The sequence below is a fragment of the Roseibium sp. M-1 genome, from assembly GCF_054515675.1.
On the sequence record NZ_CM137257.1, the window covers coordinates 945,720 to 968,002 of the forward strand.

Annotated in this window: 23 protein-coding genes; 6 read left to right on the forward strand and 17 right to left on the reverse strand. The window is 60.6% G+C overall.

The genetic code is table 11. From position 1 onward, the window contains the following. Positions 1-57: 57 nt before the first annotated feature. From trkA to dusB, 6 genes are all read right to left on the reverse strand, one after another. Complete coding sequence (gene trkA, locus ACX3M4_RS04310; protein ID WP_459357361.1) at positions 58-1,434, reverse strand: Trk system potassium transporter TrkA; 1,377 nt, start codon at positions 1,432-1,434, stop codon at positions 58-60. Positions 1,435-1,485: 51 nt separating this feature from the next. Then, entirely contained in the window at positions 1,486-2,853 is a 1,368-nt protein-coding gene (gene ntrX / locus ACX3M4_RS04315) for a nitrogen assimilation response regulator NtrX (protein WP_459357362.1), read from the reverse strand. After that, positions 2,843-5,110, reverse strand: a complete 2,268-nt coding sequence (locus ACX3M4_RS04320; RefSeq protein WP_459357363.1) for a sensor histidine kinase NtrY-like — start codon at positions 5,108-5,110, stop codon at positions 2,843-2,845. The genes ntrX and ACX3M4_RS04320 overlap by 11 nt, the downstream gene beginning before the upstream one ends. 366 nt (positions 5,111-5,476) lie before the next feature. After that, complete coding sequence (gene ntrC, locus ACX3M4_RS04325) at positions 5,477-6,916, reverse strand: nitrogen regulation protein NR(I) (protein WP_459357364.1); 1,440 nt, start codon at positions 6,914-6,916, stop codon at positions 5,477-5,479. Positions 6,917-6,918: 2 nt separating this feature from the next. Next, positions 6,919-8,070: a two-component system sensor histidine kinase NtrB gene (locus tag ACX3M4_RS04330; protein WP_459357365.1), complete on the reverse strand. Its 1,152-nt coding sequence runs from the start codon at positions 8,068-8,070 to the stop codon at positions 6,919-6,921. After that, entirely contained in the window at positions 8,067-9,107 is a 1,041-nt protein-coding gene (gene dusB, locus ACX3M4_RS04335) for a tRNA dihydrouridine synthase DusB (RefSeq protein ID WP_459359365.1), read from the reverse strand. The genes ACX3M4_RS04330 and dusB overlap by 4 nt, the downstream gene beginning before the upstream one ends. Before the next feature lie 125 nt (positions 9,108-9,232). On the opposite strand from dusB, the gene ACX3M4_RS04340 reads away from it, so the two are divergent. From ACX3M4_RS04340 to ACX3M4_RS04350, 3 genes are all read left to right on the forward strand, one after another. Further along, a complete protein-coding gene (locus ACX3M4_RS04340) occupies positions 9,233-10,477 on the forward strand; it encodes a bifunctional 2-C-methyl-D-erythritol 4-phosphate cytidylyltransferase/2-C-methyl-D-erythritol 2,4-cyclodiphosphate synthase (RefSeq protein ID WP_459357366.1) in 1,245 nt (414 codons plus the stop codon). An 8-nt stretch (positions 10,478-10,485) separates the two neighbouring features. Further along, entirely contained in the window at positions 10,486-10,995 is a 510-nt protein-coding gene (locus ACX3M4_RS04345) for a CinA family protein (protein WP_459357367.1), read from the forward strand. Between the two features lie 104 nt (positions 10,996-11,099). Further along, entirely contained in the window at positions 11,100-11,567 is a 468-nt protein-coding gene (locus ACX3M4_RS04350) for a hypothetical protein (protein ID WP_459357368.1), read from the forward strand. Here the strand turns inward: ACX3M4_RS04350 and ACX3M4_RS04355 are convergent. Next, complete coding sequence (locus ACX3M4_RS04355; protein ID WP_459357369.1) at positions 11,555-11,770, reverse strand: hypothetical protein; 216 nt, start codon at positions 11,768-11,770, stop codon at positions 11,555-11,557. The two genes, ACX3M4_RS04350 and ACX3M4_RS04355, sit on opposite strands and share 13 nt — an antisense overlap. Before the next feature lie 42 nt (positions 11,771-11,812). On the opposite strand from ACX3M4_RS04355, the gene ACX3M4_RS04360 reads away from it, so the two are divergent. After that, positions 11,813-12,283 carry a hypothetical protein gene (locus ACX3M4_RS04360; RefSeq protein WP_459357370.1) on the forward strand — a complete coding sequence of 157 codons (471 nt, stop codon included), beginning with the start codon at positions 11,813-11,815 and terminating at the stop codon, positions 12,281-12,283. Positions 12,284-12,377: 94 nt separating this feature from the next. After that, entirely contained in the window at positions 12,378-12,812 is a 435-nt protein-coding gene (locus ACX3M4_RS04365) for a hypothetical protein (protein ID WP_459357371.1), read from the forward strand. An 18-nt stretch (positions 12,813-12,830) separates the two neighbouring features. Here ACX3M4_RS04365 and ACX3M4_RS04370 read toward each other — a convergent pair whose 3' ends face one another. From ACX3M4_RS04370 to ACX3M4_RS04415, 10 genes are all read right to left on the reverse strand, one after another. Continuing rightward, positions 12,831-13,283, reverse strand: a complete 453-nt coding sequence (locus ACX3M4_RS04370; RefSeq protein ID WP_459357372.1) for a type II toxin-antitoxin system RatA family toxin — start codon at positions 13,281-13,283, stop codon at positions 12,831-12,833. Between the two features lie 33 nt (positions 13,284-13,316). Then, on the reverse strand, positions 13,317-14,291 hold the full coding sequence (gene lipA / locus ACX3M4_RS04375; protein WP_459357373.1) for a lipoyl synthase: 975 nt from the start codon (positions 14,289-14,291) through the stop codon (positions 13,317-13,319). A 56-nt stretch (positions 14,292-14,347) separates the two neighbouring features. After that, on the reverse strand, positions 14,348-14,788 hold the full coding sequence (locus ACX3M4_RS04380; protein ID WP_459357374.1) for an acyl-CoA thioesterase: 441 nt from the start codon (positions 14,786-14,788) through the stop codon (positions 14,348-14,350). Then, entirely contained in the window at positions 14,785-15,024 is a 240-nt protein-coding gene (locus ACX3M4_RS04385; protein ID WP_459357375.1) for a GlsB/YeaQ/YmgE family stress response membrane protein, read from the reverse strand. The genes ACX3M4_RS04380 and ACX3M4_RS04385 overlap by 4 nt, the downstream gene beginning before the upstream one ends. 23 nt (positions 15,025-15,047) lie before the next feature. Beyond that, on the reverse strand, positions 15,048-15,299 hold the full coding sequence (locus ACX3M4_RS04390) for a GlsB/YeaQ/YmgE family stress response membrane protein (protein ID WP_459357376.1): 252 nt from the start codon (positions 15,297-15,299) through the stop codon (positions 15,048-15,050). 176 nt (positions 15,300-15,475) lie between these two features. Next, a complete protein-coding gene (gene lpdA / locus ACX3M4_RS04395; protein WP_459357377.1) occupies positions 15,476-16,924 on the reverse strand; it encodes a dihydrolipoyl dehydrogenase in 1,449 nt (482 codons plus the stop codon). A gap of 74 nt (positions 16,925-16,998) precedes the next feature. After that, complete coding sequence (locus tag ACX3M4_RS04400) at positions 16,999-18,348, reverse strand: pyruvate dehydrogenase complex dihydrolipoamide acetyltransferase (protein ID WP_459357378.1); 1,350 nt, start codon at positions 18,346-18,348, stop codon at positions 16,999-17,001. Between the two features lie 16 nt (positions 18,349-18,364). Then, on the reverse strand, positions 18,365-19,756 hold the full coding sequence (locus ACX3M4_RS04405) for a pyruvate dehydrogenase complex E1 component subunit beta (RefSeq protein ID WP_459357379.1): 1,392 nt from the start codon (positions 19,754-19,756) through the stop codon (positions 18,365-18,367). Positions 19,757-19,770: 14 nt separating this feature from the next. Then, positions 19,771-20,820: a pyruvate dehydrogenase (acetyl-transferring) E1 component subunit alpha gene (gene pdhA, locus ACX3M4_RS04410; protein WP_459357380.1), complete on the reverse strand. Its 1,050-nt coding sequence runs from the start codon at positions 20,818-20,820 to the stop codon at positions 19,771-19,773. Between the two features lie 174 nt (positions 20,821-20,994). Continuing rightward, positions 20,995-21,336 (reverse strand): FtsB family cell division protein, encoded by a 342-nt coding sequence (locus tag ACX3M4_RS04415; RefSeq protein WP_459357381.1) that lies wholly within the window; start codon positions 21,334-21,336, stop codon positions 20,995-20,997. Between the two features lie 123 nt (positions 21,337-21,459). On the opposite strand from ACX3M4_RS04415, the gene ACX3M4_RS04420 reads away from it, so the two are divergent. Then, positions 21,460-22,116, forward strand: a complete 657-nt coding sequence (locus ACX3M4_RS04420) for a protein-L-isoaspartate(D-aspartate) O-methyltransferase (protein WP_459357382.1) — start codon at positions 21,460-21,462, stop codon at positions 22,114-22,116. Positions 22,117-22,283: the final 167 nt, after the last annotated feature.

The following is a 22,283-nucleotide window of genomic DNA, read 5'->3' on the forward strand; positions in this document are numbered from 1 at the left end:
TGGAAGTTTTGACCTTTCGGTCAGACAAATGCAAGATCAGAAAAGAACCGCAATGCCCTAAAAGAAGTCAAGGCTGACGCGGAACATCTGTTCCACCTGGCGCACCCGGTTTGCGACCGCAAAGATCACGATGCGGTCCTGGGCCTGGATCTGAAGGTTGCCGTTGGGTGTCAGCACTTCACCACCACGGAAAACCGCGCCGACACGGATGCCCGAGGGAAGGTCGATCACCCGGAGCGGCTTTCCGACCAGAGGCGACGTATCCAGTGCTTCGGCCTCGACGATTTCGGCCGCACCGTTCTGCAGCGAATGCACGCCACGGATACGGCCGCGGCGCACATGCTGCAGGATCTTGGAGATCGTGACGGCGCGCGGGTTGATAAAGGCATCGATGCCGAGCGCATTGGCGAAGGCCGGGTAGCTGGGATTGTTCAAGAGCGAGAGCGAGCGCTTGCAGCCGAGCTTCTTGGCCATGACGGAGGAGAGGATGTTGACCTCATCCTCGTTGGTGAGCGCGACCATCGTATCCGCAGAGCCGGCATCGGCTTCGTTGAGGATGGTCTGGTCGAGCGCGCTGCCATGCAAGATCACCGAGCGTTTCAGCTCGTCGGCAACGGCCATGGCCCGTTCGCGCGAGGCTTCGATCATCTTGATCTTGGTGCCAGACTGGCGCTGCTCCAGAGCCTTGGCAACGTAGAGACCGATATTGCCGCCACCGCAAATGACAACCTTGGCCGCTTCCGGCTCTTCATGGCCAAAAATGCTCAAGGTTCGGCGCACCTGGTCGCGCCGGGCAACCACATAGGCCAGGTCACCGGTCAGGATGGAATCGCTGCTCTTGGGAACGAACAGCTTGTTGTTGCGATAAAGGCCGACGACGACCGCACCGAGATCCGGGAACAGTTCGGTCAGCTGGCGCAGGGGCGTGTCGACAACCGGGCAGTTTTCCTCGCACATGATCCCGACCACGACCACCTGGTCGTCGGCAAAGCGCACCGTTTCGACGGCACCCGGCAGGGCAAGCCGGCGCAGGACCATTTCCCCGACTTCGATTTCCGGCGAAATGATCACGTCGATCGGCATGTGATCGCGGGAGAACAGATTGCGCCAACGGCCCTGAAGATAGGACTGGGCACGGATACGGGCAACCTTGGTCGGCACGTTGAAGAGCGAATGCGCCACCTGACAGGCCACCATGTTGACCTCGTCATAGAGCGTGACGGCGATGATCATGTCGGCTTCTTCGGCACCGGCCTGGGCCAGAATGTCCGGATGAGCGCCATGGCCGACAAAGCCGCGCACGTCCAGCTGGTCGCCGATGGCGTTGATCAGCTGCGGCGAGGAATCGATGACCGAAACATCGTTCTGTTCCGCGGCAAGGCGTTCGGCAATGCCGTAACCGACCTGACCCGCGCCGCAAATCACGATCTTCATGAAAAGATCCCTTCTTCCCTATGCCGACTACATTCCAGCATCGCTCAGCCTTCAGGTCATGCCCAGGGTCTTCAGCTTCCGATGGAGTGCTGAGCGTTCCATACCGACAAATTCGGCAGTCCGCGAGATGTTACCGTCAAATCTCTTGATCTGAGCCTGAAGATATTCACGCTCGAAAATCTCGCGGGCTTCGCGCAAGGGGACGGACATCAGGTGTTCGCCGGTGCCGGAGGTCGGCAGGGATGGCAGTGTCTCGCCGATTTCAGCCGGCAGAAGATCCGCGGTGATGGTGCTGTCGGGGTCACCGCGGCTCAGGATCATCAACCGTTCGACGTTGTTGCGCAGCTGGCGCACGTTGCCGGGCCAGTCGTGGGTCTGCAGCACCGCCATGGCATCGTCGCCGATCGGCCGGAGCGGGATACCGGACGCCCCGGAAATCTGTTCCATGAAGTGATGCACCAGCACAGGAATGTCCTCGCGCCGCTCGGCGAGCCCCGGCACGCGCAGGGGAACGACGCTCAGGCGGTGATAGAGATCCTGGCGGAAGAGACCGGAGGCAATGTGCTCCTCAAGGTTCTTCGATGTCGACGACAGGATGCGGATATCGACCTGAACCTTCTGGGTGCCGCCAACACGGGCAAAGCTCTGTTCCACAAGCACGCGCAGGATCTTTCCTTGCGTCTCGGCGGGCATGTCGGCCACTTCGTCGAGATAGAGCGTGCCGCCATGGGCTTCTTCCAGGGCACCGATCTTGCGCAGATTGCCGTTTTCGTCCTCGATGCCGAAAAGCTCTTCTTCCATCCGCGCCGGCGTGATCGTGGCGGCGTTCAGGACCACGAAGGGGCTTTTGGCGCGCGGCGACTGGTCGTGGATCATGCGCGCGGCGCGCTCCTTGCCCGCCCCGGATGGACCGACGATCAGGATACGGCTGTTGGTATGGGCGATCTTCTGGATCGTCTGGCGCAGATTGTGTGCCGCAGACGAATTGCCGATGATCTCGCTTGTCTCGCCGCTGCGCTGCTTCAGATCGCGGATCTCGCGCTTCATGCTGGAAGCTTCCAGCGCGCGTTCCACGATATGGACCAGGCGGTCAGCCTTGAACGGCTTCTCGATATAATCATAGGCGCCACGTTTGATGGCGGAGACGGCAGTCTCTATGTTGCCGTGGCCGGAAATGATCACGACGGGCATTTCCGGGTCGGTTTCCCGGAAAAGGTCGAGGAGCGCCAGACCGTCGAGACGGCTCCCCATCAGCCAGATATCGAGCACGACCAGCGAAGGCTTTCGTTCCTTTACGGCCGCAAGCGCGCTGTCCGAATCGTGTGCGGTCCGGGTCCCGTAGCCGTCATCGTCCAGAATGCCGGCGATCATTTCGCGGATGTCGGTTTCGTCGTCTACGACAAGAATGTCATGCGCCATGGGCAGTCACTGTCTGGTTTTGCAGATCGGTCTCAGGTTCGACTTCGGCATGCGCCGCAAGGGTCAGCCGAACGAGAGTTCCCGTATCCTCAGGGTTGTCTTTCGGAGCGTCGAGCAATTCAATGCCGCCGCCATGGTCTTCCAGGATCTTGCGGACGATGGCGAGGCCCAGCCCCGTACCCTTCTCCCGCGTCGTCATATAGGGCTCCAGCAGGCGGCTGCGATTCTCTGCCGGCAGACCGATGCCATTGTCGACCACATCAATCACGATCCGGCCGCTGCCATCCTGCGCCTCACCGCGAAGGTGCACCGTAACCTTGCCTTTCGGCAGACCCTCGCCGCTGCGTGCAGCGACAGCTTCTGTCGCGTTCTTGACCACATTGGTCAGCGCCTGACCGATCAACCGCGTGTCGAATACTGCTTTGACCGGCTGGGTCGGTACGTCTGCCGAAACGCTGATCTCCGGGTTGGCAACCGCCTGCATGAACGCGGCTTCGCGTACGGCTTCGCGTAGGTCCCCTTCGGATTTGCGCGGCTTGCGCATCCGCGCGAAGGAGGAAAACTCGTCGACCATCTGACCTATATCGCCGACCTGGCGCACGATCGTGTCGACACACTGGTCAAAGACCTCCCGGTCGCCTTCCTCGATCCGCTTGCCGTAGCGCCTGCGAATGCGCTCGGCAGAGAGCTGGATCGGCGTCAAAGGGTTCTTGATTTCATGCGCTATGCGCCGGGCGACATCCGCCCAGGCAGAATTGCGCTGCGCCGAGACGAGGTCGGTAATGTCGTCAAGGGTCACGACAAAGCCGTGCTCTCGCCGCGTCGATTGTTCGCGGGTGATACGCACGTTGATCGTCCGCAGCCGCCCTCCCCGCGTGATCTCAACCTGTGATTCAGGCAGACGCTCGCTGTCATTGTGCAGAATTTCGAAAAGGCAGTCGCTGAGTTCCGGCACGACTTCCATCAGCGGCTTGTTCAGGATCTGCACCTCGTCCAGTTGCAGCAACTCAAGCGCCGACCGGTTGACCAGCATGATGGAGGCCTCGTCATCGACACTGATGACGCCCGTGGACACGCCCGACAGAACCGCCTCGTTGAAGCGCCGCCTGCGGTCGATCTGCTCATTGGCTGCAAGCAGCGCATCTCGCTGACCGAGCAACTGGCCGGTCATCTTGTTGAAGGTCTCGCCCAGATTGGCGAGGTCGCCGCCGGACTTCTCGGTCTGTACCTTGACCACGAGATTGCCCTTGGACACCTCATCGGCCGCCGATATCAGGGTCCGGATCGGCGAAACAAGCCGGTTTGCAAAGCCGAATCCGATCCAGATGGCGGACAGAAGCAGCACCAGAGCCACGCCAAGATAGACAAGGGCAAATGCCACCTGGACACCGAAGCGGCTGTTCTCCATCTGCTGATACTGCGAGGCACCCGTTTCCGTCAGGCGCAAATACTCGACCACCCGCGGGTCGATCGCACGCACGGCGTAGAGATAGAAGTTGTCATAGGCGGAAAGTTTCATCACTCCGCCGACGATGTTGGAGCTTCCCGGTGCAATCAGGATCGGGTCGCCGGACTTGGCCTTGAAGAAACTGTCGGCGGGCGGCAGCGGCACTTCAGCATTGGGGTCAAGCACGACCCGGGTCACCACGTCGCCGTTCTCGTTGAGCATGAAGGCCGCCAGGATACCGCGTAGCGACACCTGCGTCGAAAAGAACTGGTCGAAACGGGTCGGCTCGAATTCATAGACGGCCTTGGCCCGGTCAATGTCATTGGTCATGGCGATCAAGTCGCCTCGCAGCACCCTGGCGTGCTCCTGCAGGTAGGCCTGGGCGACGGTCAGGGCATTGTCGATGATCTGCCGCGTCCGGTCCTCAAACCAGCGATCTAGGCCCCGGTCAAGCGTCACGGCAGCCAGGATCGCCATCAGGACGGCAGGAACCGCGGCAACCAGGCTGAAGAGGGCAACCACACGGACATGCAGGCGCGCAGCCGCCCGGCCACGCCGGCGAGCCTGCCACAGCTTCAGGATTTCAACGAAGATGACGCCGAGAAGCACGGCCGCCAGAGCGCCATTGATCGTCATCGCCGTCATGATGACTTCGCGGGTCGGATCGATTGAGGTCAGACCCATCAGGATGGCAAAGGTCACGCCGATGGACACCAGCGCAACCACCATGATCGCAAGGCCGACCCGCCGCCATCTCTTGCCGGCAGCACTGGACTGTGCAACGGATTGCTGTTCCGCTTCGAGTATCATTCGGCCTCAGACGCCTGCCGCCCGCGACACGAACCGCGGGTGTTTACCAACTGTTGCGGCAAACTTATCACACAATGTTGCGAAATTGCGACAGAGCTGGCGCGACCGGAAAAAAATGCGGTGGACGATTCCTGCATCGGCAGGAAAGTGCCTGCTCAACCGGGGAAAATCCACGGTCTTTCCCTCAATGAGCTTCCTTGCCCATGAGCAGATCAGGGGCTACAGGCGCTTTTGCAGGATTTCGCTGATTTGAGCGTGAACGCGTAAAGCTCCAGCGGCAAGTTCGGATCTTACGACGCCGCTCTGCCCTTTCCTTTAGGCATTGGAAACAGAGCGACGAAGCAACCATCTTGAGAAACGGGCCTGTTAGCGCGACAGGCGCATCACCTGAACATCGAGATCGCGGATCTTTTTGCGCAGCGTGTTTCGATTGACGCCAAGCAATTCGGCTGCCTTGATTTGGTTTCCACGGGTGGCAGCCAGGGCGGCACTGATCAGGGGATACTCCACTTCGCGCAGAATGCGGTGATAGAGGCCGGGAGGCGGCAGCGCTTCGCCGAAGGTATCGAAATAGCCGGCAAGATAGCGCTCCACCGAACCGCCGAGATTGACAGTTTCCGGCACCTCGTCTTCCAACGGGGCGACCGAGGGTTGGCTGAGTTCCTGTTCAAGCAGGTTTTCGCTGATCACGTCCTGAGGATAGAGAGCTGCAAGCCGGCGAACGATGTTTTCCAGTTCGCGAACGTTGCCCGGCCAGCGGTAGCGGCGCAGAAGGTTAAGCGCGCCCTGGTCGATCTGCTTGGCCGGCAGGCCTTCCTTCTCTACCAGCGTGAAGAAGTGGCGCACGAGATCCGGAATGTCCTCGACACGTTCGCGCAGCGGCGGCAGGCGGATCGGCACGACATTCAGCCGGAAATACAGGTCCTCGCGGAAAAGACCCTGGTTGATCAGGTGGCGCAAGTCCTTGTTGGTCGCAGCAATGATGCGCACATCGGTTTTGATCGGTGTGCGCCCGCCGACGGTCGTATATTCCCCCTGCTGCAGAACGCGCAGGAGACGGGTCTGGGCTTCCATCGGCATGTCGCCGATCTCATCCAGAAACAACGTGCCGCCATCGGCCTGCTCGAACCGGCCGGAACTGCGGTTCTGGGCACCGGTGAAGGCCCCCTTTTCATGGCCGAACAGTTCGGCTTCGATCAGATCGCGCGGAATGGCAGCCATGTTGATGGCAACGAACGGCCCGTTGCGGCGCTTGCCATAGTCGTGCAGCGCCCTGGCGACCAGTTCCTTGCCCGTGCCGGATTCGCCGTTGATCATGACGGTGAGGTCCGTCTGCATCAGGCGGGCAAGTACCCGGTAGATCTCCTGCATGGCCGGCGAACGGCCAACGAGCGGCATGCCCTCGCCGGCATCGTCCAGATCCACAGCCGGTCGCCGCTTCGGCTCTTCCAGCGCCCGCTGGACGATGCTGGTCAGCTCTTTGAGATCGAAGGGTTTCGGCAGGTACTCGTAGGCCCCCTTCTCCGAGGCCTTGATCGCGGTCATGAAGGTGTTCTGCGCGCTCATCACTAGGACGGGCAATTCGGGACGCATCTTTTTCATGCGCGGCAGCACGTCGAAGATGTTTTCGTCCGGCATCACCACATCGGTGATCACCAGGTCACCGTCGCCGGAAGACACCCAACGCCAGAGCGTCGAGGCGTTGGAGGTCAGCCGCACCGTATAGCCGGCCCGCGACAGGGCCTGATTGAGTACGGTCCGGATGGCCGCGTCATCGTCTGCAACTAGAATCGTGCCAGTCGGCATGGTCAATTACGTCCTCTGCTGATCCGCTCGCTGCCACTCGAGCCGGTGTCCGTAAAGGCAGGCATCAGAATTCGAAAAACGGTTTTGTGCCGCTGGCTGTCGCACTCGATCACACCGCCATGATCGCCGATGATCTTGGCAACCAGCGCCAGCCCCAGGCCGGAGCCGTTGGTCTTGGTGGTGATGAACGGCTCGAACAGATGCGGCAGCAAGTCGTCGGGAACGCCAGGACCATTGTCCTGAACGCAGAACTCCAGCGGCAGGCTGACTTTTTCCTCCGTGCCGGGCACGGACAGCCGCACACCAGGCCGGAAGGCGGTGGAGACCCGGATTTCGCCGTCCGGATCATCGCCAATGGCCTCGCTGGCATTCTTGATGAGATTGAGGAAGACCTGGATCAGCTGATCCTTGTTCGCATAGACCGGGGGCAATGACGGGTCATAGACCTCGACAATGCGCTTGCCACGCGCAAAGCCTGAATCGGACAGCCGCTTCACGTGGTCCAGCACGACGTGGATGTTGACCGGCTCCCGCTCGATCGGCCGTTCGTCGGAGAAGACTTCCATGCGGTCGACCAGTTTCACGATGCGGTCGGTCTCGTCCATGATGAGCCGCGTCAGGGCACGGTCTTCGGCCGGAACTGACTGCTCGATCAGCTGGGCTGCCCCGCGAATGCCCGAAAGCGGGTTCTTGATTTCGTGCGCCAGCATGGCGGCGAGGCCCGTGACTGTGCGCGCCGCACCACGCGACGTCAGCTGCCGGTCGATCTTTTCCGCCATGGTGCGCTCCTGGAACATCAGCACCACCGCACCTGGCCGCTCGGAAACCGGCGCCGCGTTGATGTCCACGACCTTGGGCGCCCCGATACGAGGGGAGCCGATATCGACCTTGTATTCGTTGACCGGCGCCCGGCGCTCGCGCACCTGGTCGATCAGCGTCAGCAGCGGGCTGCCGAAGGGAACGAAATCGCTGATCGGATGGCGCCGAAGAACGGAAACGCTGGAACGCATGAAGATTTCCGCCGCCATGTTCGCCGATTCGATCACCCCGTCAGGAGCGACCAGCAGCACCGGATGCGGCAGAGCGTCTAGGATCGTCGGCCCGTCGCTGGCCAGTGCGGCCGTCCGGCCGTTCTGAAACACACTTTCCGTCACGCTGCGTTCCGTTCGTTCGATGTGGCAAGCCAGTCCCTGGCGAGGCGAACCACCTCGGACGGCTGATTGGAAGTCATGAGCATTTTCCGGATGGCGGCCGGAATTTGATCGCAGCCGGCCTCTTCCAGGTACCAGCCCAGATGTTTGCGGGCGATGCGCAGGCCCGCCTCGACACCGTAGTGGCTCAGCATTGCCTCGTAGTGTTCGGCGGCAAGTTCCGCAAGTTCGGAGCCAAGTGGAGCTGTCAGCCTTTCGCCGGTTGCCAGAAAGTGCCCGACCTGTCCCGGCAGCCAGGGCCGGCCATAGGCACCGCGGCCGATCATTACGCCGTCCGCACCGGAAAGTTCCAGCATGGTCAGCGCGTCATCAATCCCCCTGCAATCGCCATTGGCGATCAACGGCACCGCAATGGCTTTCTTGACGGCGGCGATGGCGGCCCAATCCGCCTTGCCCTTGTAGAACTGGCAACGGGTGCGGCCATGTACCGTGATCAACTGGACGCCTGCAGCTTCCGCGCGCTTTGCCAGGTCAGGGGCATTGAGGGACTTTTCGTCCCATCCAAGACGCATCTTCAGCGTCACCGGAACATCGGTTGCAGCAACGGTCGCCTCGATCAGCGTCAGCGCATGATCGAGATCGCGCATCAGCGCCGAACCGGAATATCCGGACGTCACCTTCTTGGCCGGACAGCCCATGTTGATATCGATTACATCGGCGCCCAGATCGGCGATGACCTTGGCAGCTTCCCCCATCCAGCGTGCTTCGCGGCCGGCGAGCTGCACCACATGCAGACCATCCTTCTGGGCCTCCGCACGCATCTGGGTTTCCGCGTCGCCGCGCATGAAGGATTCGCTGGCGACCATTTCGCTGACGACCATGCCGGCGCCATAGCGCGCCGCGATCCGCCGGAACGGCAGATCCGTCACTCCGGACATGGGCGCAAGCGCGGCCGGGTTGGGCAATTGAATGCGGCCTATCGACAGCGGTTTCCTAGGCGATAACACAGTGCCTCTTTTCTGCTCAATGACTGTGCAGATTTTGATTTGCCTATATTGTAGACAACTTTTGCATTGCAACAAGTCAAAATTTGCGAACCGAACATGTTCTTAGTTAAAGACGGTCCAAAGGTTTCAGAATGGCTCGAGATGCAAGGAGACCCGGAATGGCTAAAACCGCTGCCGCCCTGATGGTTGCCGCAGGGCGTGGCACACGCCTGGCGGATCCTGACAACCCGCAGCCCAAGCAATACCGGCTTATTGCCGGCAGTCCGGTGCTGAGCCATACACTGAAAGCCTTGGGGAATCACCCCCGGATCAGCCGCTTGGTTACCGTCATTCACGCCGACGATGGAGACCTTTATGCCGATGCTGCCGCAGCAGCGGGTCGGGAGTTCGGGCACAAACTGCTTTCCCCGGTTTTCGGCGGTGCAACGAGACAGCAATCCGTCCTTGCCGGGCTCGCTGCCCTTGCAGATGAGGCCCCGGACTATGTGCTGATCCACGATGCTGCCCGCCCTTTCCTGCCGCCTGCCGTAATCGACCGTTTGCTCGACGCACTCGAGGCTGGAGCCGAAGGCGCTCTTGCTGCCGTGCCCGTCAACGACACCTTGAAGCGCGCCGATTTGCATGGCCGTTCGTTCGAAACCGTCGACAGGTCGGGCCTTTGGGCGGCGCAGACCCCACAGGCCTTTCCCTACCGGCGGATACTGGCCGCACATTCCAGGGCTGCGGAGGCCTGCCGCCACGATTTCACCGACGACACCGGACTTGCGGAATGGGATGGAATGTCCATTGTGCTCACCGCTGGAGATCCTTCAAACTTCAAGATCACGACAGCGGCCGACCTCGGGCGCGCGGAACAAATGGCAAGGCATTCACCCATGACCGGCACTTTGATGCCCCTCGCACAACTCGCCGATATCCGAACCGGGATCGGCTATGACGTTCATGCCTTCGAGGACGGCGATGCGGTGATCCTGGGCGGTGTCGCAATCCCGCATTTGAAGAAGCTGAAGGGTCATTCGGACGCGGACGTTGTGCTGCATGCCATAACCGACGCCACCCTCGGTGCGATCGGCGACGGCGACATTGGCCAGCATTTCCCGCCGAGCGACCCGCAATGGAAGGGGGCCTCGTCCGACCGGTTCCAGTTGGAAGCGCAACGCCGTCTGGCGGCCCTAGGCGGCAGGCTTGCCCATATCGACGTGACCATCGTTTGCGAAGAACCGAAGATCGGACCACACCGGGATGTGATCCGCAGTTCCATCGCCGCCATCTGCGGCATCCCGATAGCACGCGTCTCGGTCAAGGCAACCACATCGGAGCGTCTTGGATTTACCGGGCGCAAGGAAGGCATTGCCGCTCTTGCCAGCGTGACCGTACGCCTTCCTCTTTCCGACGACGAATGAGCCGCACTATGAGCGAAAACGACCCGCATCGCCTGGAAGACCTTGCACCGCTTGCAACAGATGTTCTTGATGCGCTGAAGGCGGCCAGAAAGATGGTGGCAACTGCGGAATCGTGTACCGGTGGCCTTATTGCTGGGACACTCACGGAAATTGCCGGTTCGTCAGCGGTTGTTGACCGCGGCTTCATTACCTATTCCAACGAGGCCAAGACAGAACTGCTCGGTGTTCCGGCGGACCTGATCCGGAAATCCGGCGCAGTCAGCAAGGACGTAGCTATCGCCATGGCCGAAGGCGCCCTTGCCCGGTCCCGGGCCGATGTTGCCGTCTCGGTTACGGGGATTGCCGGTCCCGGTGGCGGCAGCCCCGAGAAACCCGTCGGCACGGTCCACATTGCCATAGCCGTCAAGGGACGCCCGACAGAGCACCTGCATTGCTGGTTTGCCGACTATGGCCGGCGCTCCATCCGGCTCGCAACGGTACAAACTGCGCTTACATCTATTTTAAATGCGATTTCCTGAGTAAACGCTTCTTAACGCTCCGGCGAGTTCGCACTGGGCTTCCGTTTGGGTCACACGTATAGTCCGGCCAAATTGACCTCAACAGAACTCACGATCCAAAATCCATGCTGAAACAAGCTACTCTTCTGGCTGCCCTTGTGTGTGTCGGCGGCACGGTCCAGGCTGGCGCAGTGCCGCAGCCGGGAGATTTTTATCTTATTTCCCGCGACCGGGGCGGCAATTTTGTCGGCAGTCACAAGCTGTTCCCGGAAAACACCGGTGGCCTTGAGCAAGTCTCGTACTGCAACCGGGATTATTTCGTGCGCAGTCATTCCGTGGCCTGGACCCAGTTGGAGGTCGAGCGTGGCAACACCGTCCGGCTGGAATTCAATTTCGGCCGCGGCTGGCGTCCGATCTGCGACAACCCGGAGCGCCAGGTCACTCTGGAAGACATCGGCATCACACTCAGCCCGCAGGACGTTCTGGCAACACCGGACGAAAGCACCGGACCAAAGAGCCGCCTTTCGGCGATCGGCGCCCTGTTCCAGGCGAATAACTCCGATGATGGAAAAGGCAGTTATCATACACGTTGAGAAGCTTTGGATGCTTTTTCCGTATGGAAGGCGTCCGGCTCGCAATTCACGCGATCAACGATTTGGCCGCCGTCTCCCGCCCAATTGAAAGACGGCCGCTCCAGCGGAACAGCACCGGCCCAAAATTGATAAATTTTTAATAAAAGACGCTCGCCTGCCGAAATCTCTTTTACAAACCCTTCCCTTATAGTCAGCGTCGGCAAGAACCAAGTCGCGAAATGATTTCGCGAAACAGGGAACAGGATATGTCAATCCATCGTGCGCTTCTTGCGGCGGCAGCCCTTCTGCTTTCGGGCGCCACTGCCTATTCGGGGAGCGATGCACCCGAGGTCGGGGATACGTATATCATCTCCCGTGACGGACAGACCTTCCGCGGCTCGCACCGCATCTACGATCGCAGCCACGATGGCCTTGTCGCCGTCGAGTATTGCGGCCGTTCCTATTGGGTGCGTTACGCCACGGTCGCCTGGACTCAGCTGGAAGTCGAACAGGAATATACCGTTCGCGTCGAATTCAACTGGGGCAAAGGCTGGCGTCCGATCTGCGATCATCCGGAGCAACAGGTGACACTCGAAGGCCTTGGCGTCATCGATGACCCGCGGATAGTCGTCCAAAACGACGGCACTTCATTGCAAAAGGTCAACCGTTTCTCGGTCATCCGCGAAGCGTTCCGGACAACTGGCGAAGAAGTCGCAAAAACGTATCACCGTAACTAAAACCGGCACAGGGTCTGGTAAGGCCCGGGTAAGCCGGAAAGCTTAGACTTTGAACAACTGAAGGTGAATTGAAGGCACAAAAGGAAACTCTGACATGAAACGCTCTATGGCGTTCATCGCGGCATTCGGCACCACCTGCATCATGCAGGCAGGTATCGCCACCGCTCAGAGCGATTTTTATATCCGGTCTCAATACTCAAACGGCACCTTCACCGGTTACCATGAAATTCTGACAGAACCCAAGGAAGGCTACTACGAGGCGCGCTATTGCGACCGTATCTTCTGGGTATCTTCAGGAACCGTCATCTGGACGGAAGAGGAAGCAGCCGCTGGACGCAGCCTCATTGTCGAGGAAAATATCGGCGACAACCGAAACCCTCTCTGCACCGACTACACCTCCTTCGCAACACTTGAGGACCTCGGGCTCAAGAAGAAGGAAATCGATCAGATCCGCCGCCGTGCCGAGCCGCTCGACATGCAGTCCAGCCGCATCCGCACTATCCGCGACGCCTTCAAGCAGTTCAAGTAACGGATATTCCGCGCCGGATCAGGCGCCGTAGACCTCGTCGGCACGGGCCTCGAAAGCGCTTGAAAATTTACGGAAGGCCTTGTCGAACATCACGCCCATCAGCGAACCGAGCGTCCGGCTGCGGAACTCGTAGTTGATGTAGAAGCCGACGGTGCAGGCACCCTCGCCCGCTTCCTCGAAGGTCCATCTGTTTTCAAGATGCTTGAAGGGACCGTCCAGATACTCGACCAGGATCGTCCTCATATCCCGACGCAGTTCCACGCGGCTGGTGAAGGTTTCCTTGAAGAGCTTGTAGGCAACGGTCATATCGGCGATGAGCACCGTACGATTGTCTGCAAGTTCCTTGCGGCCACGAACATGAAGCCCCTGGCACAGCGGCACGAATTCCGGATACCGCTCCACATCGGCCACGAGGCGGAACATTTCATCCGCCTTGTGGTTGACCTTGTGGCTTGAGGTGTAGCTGGGCATTCCGGGTCCGGTGGTCCTGTTTCCGCTTTGGCCCTAGTGGCCGAGCTTGGCTTTCCGTGCCGTACGCAATTCCGCAAAATCCTCACCTGCGTGGTGGGAAGAGCGCGTCAGCGGGCTTGCGGACACTTTCAGGAAGCCCTTGGCATAGGCGATGCGCTCATAGCCCTTGAATTCTTCCGGGGTAACGAAGGACATCACCGGGTGGTGCTTCTTCGACGGCTGCAGATACTGGCCGACTGTGAGGAAATCGACATCGGCGGCCCTGAGGTCATCCATGAGCTGCAGCACTTCGTTGCGCACCTCTCCGAGCCCGACCATGATGCCGGACTTGGTGAACATTTCCGGATCGAGTTCCTTGACCTTCTGCAGAAGGCGGATCGAGTGGAAGTAGCGCGCGCCGGGACGCACCGTCAGATATTTGGACGGCACGGTTTCAAGGTTGTGGTTGAAGACGTCGGGCCTGGCCGCGACAACAATCTCCAATGCCCCATCCTTGCGCAGAAAATCCGGTGTCAGCACTTCCACGGTGGTGTTGGGCGCCGTACGGCGGATGGCGGTGATCACGTCGGCAAAATGCTGCGCGCCACCGTCGTCGAGATCGTCCCGGTCGACGGAAGTGATGACCACATGCTCCAGCCCCATCGTCGCGACCGCATCGGCGACGCCCTGGGGTTCCTTCGGGTCGACCGGTCCAGGCATGCCCGTGCGCACGTTGCAGAAAGCGCAGGCGCGGGTACAGGTATCGCCCAGGATCATGAAGCTGGCGTGTTTCTTCGACCAGCACTCGCCGATATTCGGGCAGCCGGCTTCCTCGCAAACGGTCACCAGGTTGTTTTCGCGCACAACGTTTTGCGTTTCGCGATAAACCGGTGAAGTCGGAGCCTTGACGCGGATCCAGTGCGGCTTGCGCTGGTTGGGATTATCCGGACGATGCGCCTTCTCGGGATGGCGCGGACGTTCTGCGGATTTCTCCTGCGGGCGATTTAGCGTGTCGACGATCGTAACCATGGGCCTTAAGTGTCGTTATTCCTGGGAAAGGTCAAGACGGAAAAAGGGTGATCCAGCTATGTGTCCGGCGCAGATCGGGTCAGTTCCAGCAGCCGTTGACGCGCCCTGTCGGAAAGCGGTTGCGACTTGCGCGATGCCTCGTTCATCTGGACGATCACAGTCATGCCCTGCGCCACCGGATGGCCCTCCTGAAAGACCTTCTGGTAGAGCTTGAAAGAGCTGCGGCCGACCTCAAGAACCGCCGTCCCGATCTCAACATCGCCGGGCCAGTTGATCTCGGACAGAAAATCCAGTTCCAGCCGCGCGATCACGAAAGCCGCCCCATCGTCAGCAAGCGCCTCGTTGTAAAGCAACTCGACGCGGCCGGTTTCCAGGAAGGTGGCGAAGACAGCATTGTTGACGTGGCCCTGCCGGTCCGTGTCGCCGTAGCGCAACTTGTCACCGGTCTTCAGGGGAAAGTCCCCGATGATGGTGAATTCTCTCGGGTCCGTTCTCACTTGAACATCTTCTTCCAGATGAACAGGAACAGGATCGACCCGAGAATGGCGATAACCAGCCGGTCGAGGATTCCGCCGGTTACATTGAGATTGAGCAGCGAAGCCAGTTCTCCGCCGACAAGTGCGCCGACAAGGCCGACAACAAGGCTGCCGAGAAAGCCACCCCGGCTGTTCAGCACCCGGTGGGCGACAGCGCCCGCGATCAACCCGATGACGATTGTGATGATCAAGCCCATCGCGGACGCTCCTTCACGCAGAATTACCGGGCGATCAGCCGTGCGAGCAGCACGACCACAATCGCGCCAATGGCCGCCACGACAATCTCGTTCACGTAGACATTGCCAAGATCGACCGGGATGCCAGCGACGCGGAACAGAAAGCCGCCCACCACCGCCCCGATCAGGCCGATAATCAGCGAGCGGACGAGGCCGCCGCCTCCGACAATGAAACTTGCCAGCCAACCGGCTATAAGGCCGATTGCAATCCAGATCAGTATTGCCGTTCCATCCATGACTTAGGCTCCCTTCGGCCCTTTACCCAGACGGCCTCACGTTACCCGTTTTGCGAGAAGCGTCCAGACCTGATGTCCTGAACAGGGCCACTGGTCGTACAGGCGACTTATCGCCGCCGGCCAGAGTTCGAGGCAAATGGAGGGCCCCGGGACCATGTGCCCGGGGCTGTGCCGGATCAGGCGTTCAGAACCTTGCCATAGGCGTCGAGCACTGCTTCCTTCATCATTTCCGACAGGGTCGGATGCGGGAAGATCGTGTGCATCAGTTCTTCTTCGGTCGTTTCCAGGTTCATGGCGACGACGAAGCCCTGGATGAGTTCGGTCACTTCGGCACCGCACATGTGCGCACCGAGAAGTTCACCCGACTTCTTGTCGAAGATGACCTTGATCATGCCGTTGTCTTCGCCGAGCGCGATGGCCTTGCCGTTGGCATTGAAACTGTAGCGGCCGACGCGGATGTCGCGGCCCTGTTCCTTTGCCTTTGCCTCGGTCAGGCCGACTGAAGCGACCTGCGGGTTGCAGTAGGTGCAGCCCGGGATCTTGCGGTGATCCATTGCGTGAACGCCGGGAACACCCGCGATCTTCTCGATACAGATCACGCCTTCATGTTCGGCCTTGTGCGCCAGCATCGGCGGGCCGGCGACGTCACCGATGGCATAGATACCGGGCACGTTGGTGCGGCAGTATTCGTCGATCACGACACAGCCGCGGTCGGTCTTCACGCCGAGCGCTTCCAGACCGATATTCTCGATGTTGCCCTGAACGCCGACGGCGGAGATCAGGTGATCGGCGGTGATCTGGCTGACCTTGCCGTCCTTGGTCTCCACATGAGCGGTGATGGAATTTGCCGCCTTGTCGACCTTGGTCACCTTGGCCTCGGTGATGATCTTCAGGCCGCGCTTTTCGAGCGCCTTGCGGGCGAATTTCGAGATTTCCTCGTCTTCGACCGGCATCACGTTGGCCATCAGTTCGACAACGGTGACGTCGACGCCCATGGAACGATAGAACGAGGCGAACTCGATGCCGATGGCACCGGACCCCATGACAACCAGGGACTTCGGCATCTTGGCCGGCTTCATGGCTTCGAAATAGGTCCAGATCAGCTTGCCGTCCGGCTCGATGCCCGGCAGCGCACGTGGACGGGCACCGGTCGCGACGATGATATGCTTGGCCGTGTAGGTGCCCTCTCCCTTCACGCCCTTCGGAACCGGGTTCTGAGGTTCGACGATCGGTTTGGAGGACTTGCCGACCGTGATTTCACCCGGCTTGGTGAGCTTGGCTTCACCCCAGATCACGTCGATCTTGTTCTTCTTCATCAGGAAGCCGACGCCGCCATTCAGCCGCGCGGAAACGCCGCGCGAGCGCGCGACGACATCCTTGACGTCGGCCTTCATGGAGCCCTCAAGCGTCAGGCCGAAGCTTTTGGCGTGGTTGGCGTGATCCAGGATTTCGGCCGAACGCAGCAAAGCCTTGGTCGGGATGCAGCCCCAGTTGAGACAGATGCCTCCCAGGTGCTCGCGTTCGACGATGGCGGTCTTGAAACCCAGCTGGGCGGAGCGAATGGCGGTCACGTAACCACCCGGCCCCGAGCCGATGATGATCACGTCGTAATTGGTGTCGGCCATGGTGTTGTTCCCCGGCGAAAGATGTCATCGATTGAAAACGGCGCGGCGTTGCCGCCGCGCCGGAGATGCGGCCGTCAGACCAGCATGCTCATCGGGTTTTCGATGTAGCCCTTGAAGGCGGCGAGGAGTTCGGCGCCGAGCGCCCCGTCCACACAGCGGTGGTCGGTGGAGAGCGTCACGGACATGACGGTCGCAACCGCCAGTTCGCCGTCCTTCACCACCGGGCGTTTCTCGCCCGCACCGACGGCCAGGATGGTCGCGTGCGGCGGGTTGACGACGGCCGAGAAATTCTTGACCCCCATCATGCCCATGTTGGAAACCGCCGTGGTGCCGCCCTGGTACTCTTCCGGCTTCAGCTTGCGCTCTTTCGCGCGCTTGCCGAGATCCTTCATCTGATTGGAGATCACCGACAGCGGCTTTTCTTCCGCGCTTCGGATGATCGGTGTGATCAGACCGCCAGGAATAGACACGGCCACGCCGACATCGGCATGCTTGTGCTTGACCATGGCCTCATCCGTCCAGGACACGTTGGCATCCGGAACGTCGCGCAGAGCCAGAGCCAGAGCCTTGATGGTCATGTCGTTGACCGAGAGCTTGTAGGCCGGCTTGCCGTCCTTGTCCTTTGCCGCAGCGTCGTTGAGCTGGGTGCGGAGGGCCAGGAGGGCATCCAGTTCCACATCCACGGAGACGTAGAAATGCGGAATGGTCTGCTTGGATTCCGTCAGGCGCTTGGCGATGGTCTTGCGCATGCCATCATGCGGCACGAGCTCGTAACTGTCCTTGTCGAACAGTTTCAGAACCTGATCCGCCGACGGGCCTGCTGCCGGTGCCGGGGCAGCAGCGGCAGCCTTCGGAGCTTCCGCGGCGGCGGCAGGAGCCGCCTTGCCGGCGCCGGACGCAACAGCGGCTTCGATATCGCGCTTGACGATACGGCCATGCGGACCGGACCCGGACAGCGCCTTGAGGTCCAGACCGTTCAGCTGAGCCAGACGGCGGGCCAGCGGCGAGGAGAAAATCCGCCCGCCATCGGCGGCCTTTGGCGCCGGAACCGGATCAGTCGCAGCCTTGGCTCCAACCTCGATAGCCGGGGAGCTGGCAGGAACTGCCGGAGCCTTGTCGCCGCCCGTCGGTGCAGGAGCAGCAGCGCCGCCGCCAGACGCATCGATGGCGCCGGCGTCCTCACCGTCTTCCAGAAGCACGGCGATCAGCTCGTTGACCTTGACGCCTTCCGTTCCCGCCTGCACGACGATCTTGCCGACCGTGCCTTCGTCAACGGCTTCCACTTCCATGGTGGCCTTGTCGGTTTCGATCTCGGCGATGACATCGCCGGCGGAAACCTTGTCGCCTTCCTTGACCAGCCATTTGGCCAGGTTGCCCTCCTCCATGGTCGGAGAGAGGGCCGGCATGGTGATATTGATTGGCATGTCCGTCTCCCTGGCCTCAGGCGGTGTAGGTTACGGCTTTGACCGCATCGATGACTTCGGCAACGTTCGGCAGCGCCAGCTTTTCCAGGTTGGCGGCATAGGGCATCGGAACGTCCTTGCCGGTCACGCGCAGGATTGGCGCATCGAGATAGTCGAAGGCCTTTTCCTGGACCTGGTAGGCGATTTCCGAGGAGACTGAGCACATCGGGAACGCTTCCTCGATAGTCACGATCCGGCCGGTTTTGCGGACCGAGGCCAGCACCGTGTCGATGTCCAGCGGACGGATGGTCCGCAGGTTGATGACTTCCGCGGAAATGCCCATGCCGGCCAGCTCTTCGGCTGCCTTCAGCGTGTAGGTCATGCCGATGCCCCAGGAAACGAGCGTCACATCCGTGCCACCACGTTCCACCTTGGCCTTGCCGATCGGCAGGACGAAGTCGTCCATGTCCGGGATCTCGAAGGAGTGGCCGTAGAGGATTTCGTTCTCCAGGAAGATGACCGGATTCGGATCGCGGATCGCGGCCTTCAGAAGGCCCTTGGCATCCGCTGCCGAATAGGGCTGCACCACCTTGAGGCCCGGAACATGGGCATACCAGGCGGCATAATCCTGCGAGTGCTGGGCGCCGACGCGGGCGGCAGCTCCGTTCGGACCACGGAAGACGATCGGCGCGCCCATCTGGCCGCCGGACATATAGAGCGTCTTTGCGGCAGAGTTGATGATCTGGTCGATCGCCTGCATGGCGAAGTTGAAGGTCATGAACTCGACGATCGGCTTCAGGCCTGCCATCGCGGCACCGACGCCGAGACCGGCAAAGCCGTGTTCGGTGATCGGCGTATCGATGACACGCTTGGCGGAGAACTCGTCGAGCAGCCCCTGCGTGATCTTGTAGGCGCCCTGGTATTCGGCGACTTCCTCGCCCATGACGAAGACGTCGGGATCCCGGCGCATTTCCTCTGCCATGGCGTCGCGTAATGCTTCGCGCACAGTGGAGGACTTCATCGTGGTTCCGGCCGGAATTTCCGGGTCCTGAGCGGATTCCGGAGCTGGAGCTGCCGGTGCCGGCGCGGAGGCTACGGCAGGTGCGCTCGGGGCTTCGGCAGCGGCAGGTGCCGGCGCGGCGGCGGCCGGAGCGGACGCCGCAGCATCGACAGCACTGGCATCTTCGCCGTCGGCCAGGAGGATCGCGATCTTCTCGTTCACCTTTACGTTGTCGGTGCCTTCGGCAACCAGGATCTTGCCAAGCGTGCCTTCGTCGACCGCTTCGACTTCCATGGTGGCCTTGTCGGTTTCAATTTCGGCGATCACGTCGCCTGCGGATACGGTGTCGCCCTCGGCTTTCAGCCACTTGGAGAGCTTGCCCTCTTCCATAGTCGGCGAAAGCGCCGGCATCAAAATGTCAATCGGCATGTTGTCCCCCGACCTTAGAGCAGAATGTCGGTGTAGAGTTCAGACACATCCGGTTCAGGATCGGTCTGGGCAAATTCGGCGGCCTCGGCGACCTTGGCGCGCACATCCTTGTCGATGGCCTTGAGGTCGTCTTCGCTCGCCCATTTCTTTTCCAGAAGACGCGCACGGACCTGTTCGATCGGGTCGTGTTCGGTCTTCATCTTCTGCACTTCGTCCTTGGAGCGGTATTTCGCCGGGTCGGACATGGAGTGGCCGCGATAGCGGTAGGTGATCATTTCCAGAATGAACGGCCCCTTGCCGGAGCGGCACCATTCCAGGGCCTCTGCGGAGGCGGCCTTAACGGCACGCACATCCATGCCGTCGACCTGCTTGCCCGGGATGCCGAAGGAGGCACCGCGCTGGGAAAGGTCGGTGGTGGCGGATGCGCGGGCAACGCTGGTGCCCATGCCGTATTTGTTGTTCTCGATCACATAGACGACCGGCAGCTTCCAGAGCTCGGCCATGTTGAAGCTCTCGTAGACCTGGCCCTGATTCGAGGCGCCGTCGCCGAAGAAGGCCATCGCCACGTTGCCGTTCTCACGGTATTTGTTGGCAAAACCGAGACCGGTGCCGAGAGACACCTGGGCACCGACGATGCCGTGGCCGCCGTAGAAATGTTTCTCCTTGGAGAACATGTGCATGGAGCCGCCCTTGCCTTTCGACAGGCCTCCGCGGCGGCCGGTCAGCTCGGCCATGACGCCTTTCGGGTCGAGATCCATGGCCAGCATGTGGCCGTGGTCGCGATAACCGGTGATCATCTGATCGCCGTCCTTCTTGGCCATCTGCAGACCGACGACGACAGCTTCCTGCCCGATATACAGATGACAAAAACCGCCGATGAGGCCCATGCCGTACAATTGGCCGGCTTTTTCCTCAAATCTGCGGATCAGAAGCATTTCGCGGTAGGCGTGGAGTTCTTCGTCCTTGTCGAACTCTGCGATCGCAGGCTTCGCCTTCTGGGCGGAGCTGCGGGTCCGGCTGGCGCTCTTGGAGCTAGCGGAAGTGGTCTTTGATGCTGTGGCCATAACCCTCTTCTCGGCGTGACGTTTCCCCTAAGACAGGTAGGAGCAACTTATCCTGTTGCCGCTGTCAATCCAATCCGTCCATCTCGCACTGCAAAAGTGAGATAAGCGGCTGCGTCTGCACGCTTATTTTTTGTTTAACGGGATTTTTGTTAAGTAGCAGAAATGAACTGAAAATCAGTTCATGCTGTAACGGTGTCCGGGACGCAGAACCACCAGCTCATCCGGGTGCACCAGATTGAGATTGAGCCGTGCCCGTTCGTCGAGCATATCCGGGTCGAGACTCTCCGGACGCAGCAGGCTGACACGGGCCGCCAGTTCCTGACGCTCGGCGGTCAGTACCGCCAGCTCACCCTCAAGCTCTGACACCTGCCGCTCGATCATGGCACGACCGACCATGCCGAGCTCACCGCTCATGGCATGAAAGCCGAAATAACCCAGCGCCGCAATGGCAATTGCGGGCGTGATGAGACGGCGCAGGAATGATTGTTTTCGCTGACGGGTAGCTGCTCGGGGCACTCTTGGGACCTTGACGCTGATACACTGGCCTCTTGGTTCCATCACTATGCGGTTTTAGGTTTAATAGAGTCTTGAGACAGCCAATCAAATGCACGGTAAAAATGTGACCGTCGGGAGCGGCCTGTGGACAGCTTTTCTCGCGAACGCAAGGACATGATCGAGCAGCAACTGCGCCGCCGCGGCATCCGTGACGAACGCGTACTGGCGGCCATGGCAACGGTTCCGCGTCATCTCTTCGTCCCGGCGGATCAACAGGACCGCGCCTATTCGGACTGTCCGTTGCCCATCGGCCATGGCCAGACAATCTCCCAGCCTTATGTGGTCGCCCTCACCTGCGAATTGCTTGAAATCCCTGAGAACGCAAAGGTTCTGGATATTGGAGCCGGCTCTGGCTACGCGGCGGCCGTGCTGGGCAAACTGGCGGAAACCGTCATCAGCATTGAGCGCCTGCCGGAGCTGGCAGACCTTGCTCGAAACAATCTTGAAAAGGCCGGCAGCACCAATGTCGAGATCCTTTGCGCCGACGGCACCCTCGGCTGCGCGCAGCAAGCCTCGTTCGACGCCATCGCCGTTGCTGCCGGTGCACCGGCTGTGCCTGAGTCTCTCAAGCACCAACTCAAGGTAGGCGGCTGTCTGGTTATCCCGGTCGGACCGTCCAGGAGACTTCAGGACCTCATCCGGGTGCGACGTATCTCGGACAATGAGTTCAGGACAGACAACATGGGCGGCGTCGCCTATGTGCCGCTTGTGGGGGCGGAAGGATGGGCTGAGGGGGAATGATTTCTGAAGTCTCGCCCATGCCGCAAAACAAAATATACTCAGCACACCTTTCCGCGCGTCATTCCGGACAAGTGCAGCAAGGCTGCGCGCTGATCCGGAATCCAGATTTCAGCGTGAGCGAAGCGATCACTTAAGCTTTCCAGATAGCCGCGCTTGCAGCGCGAAAT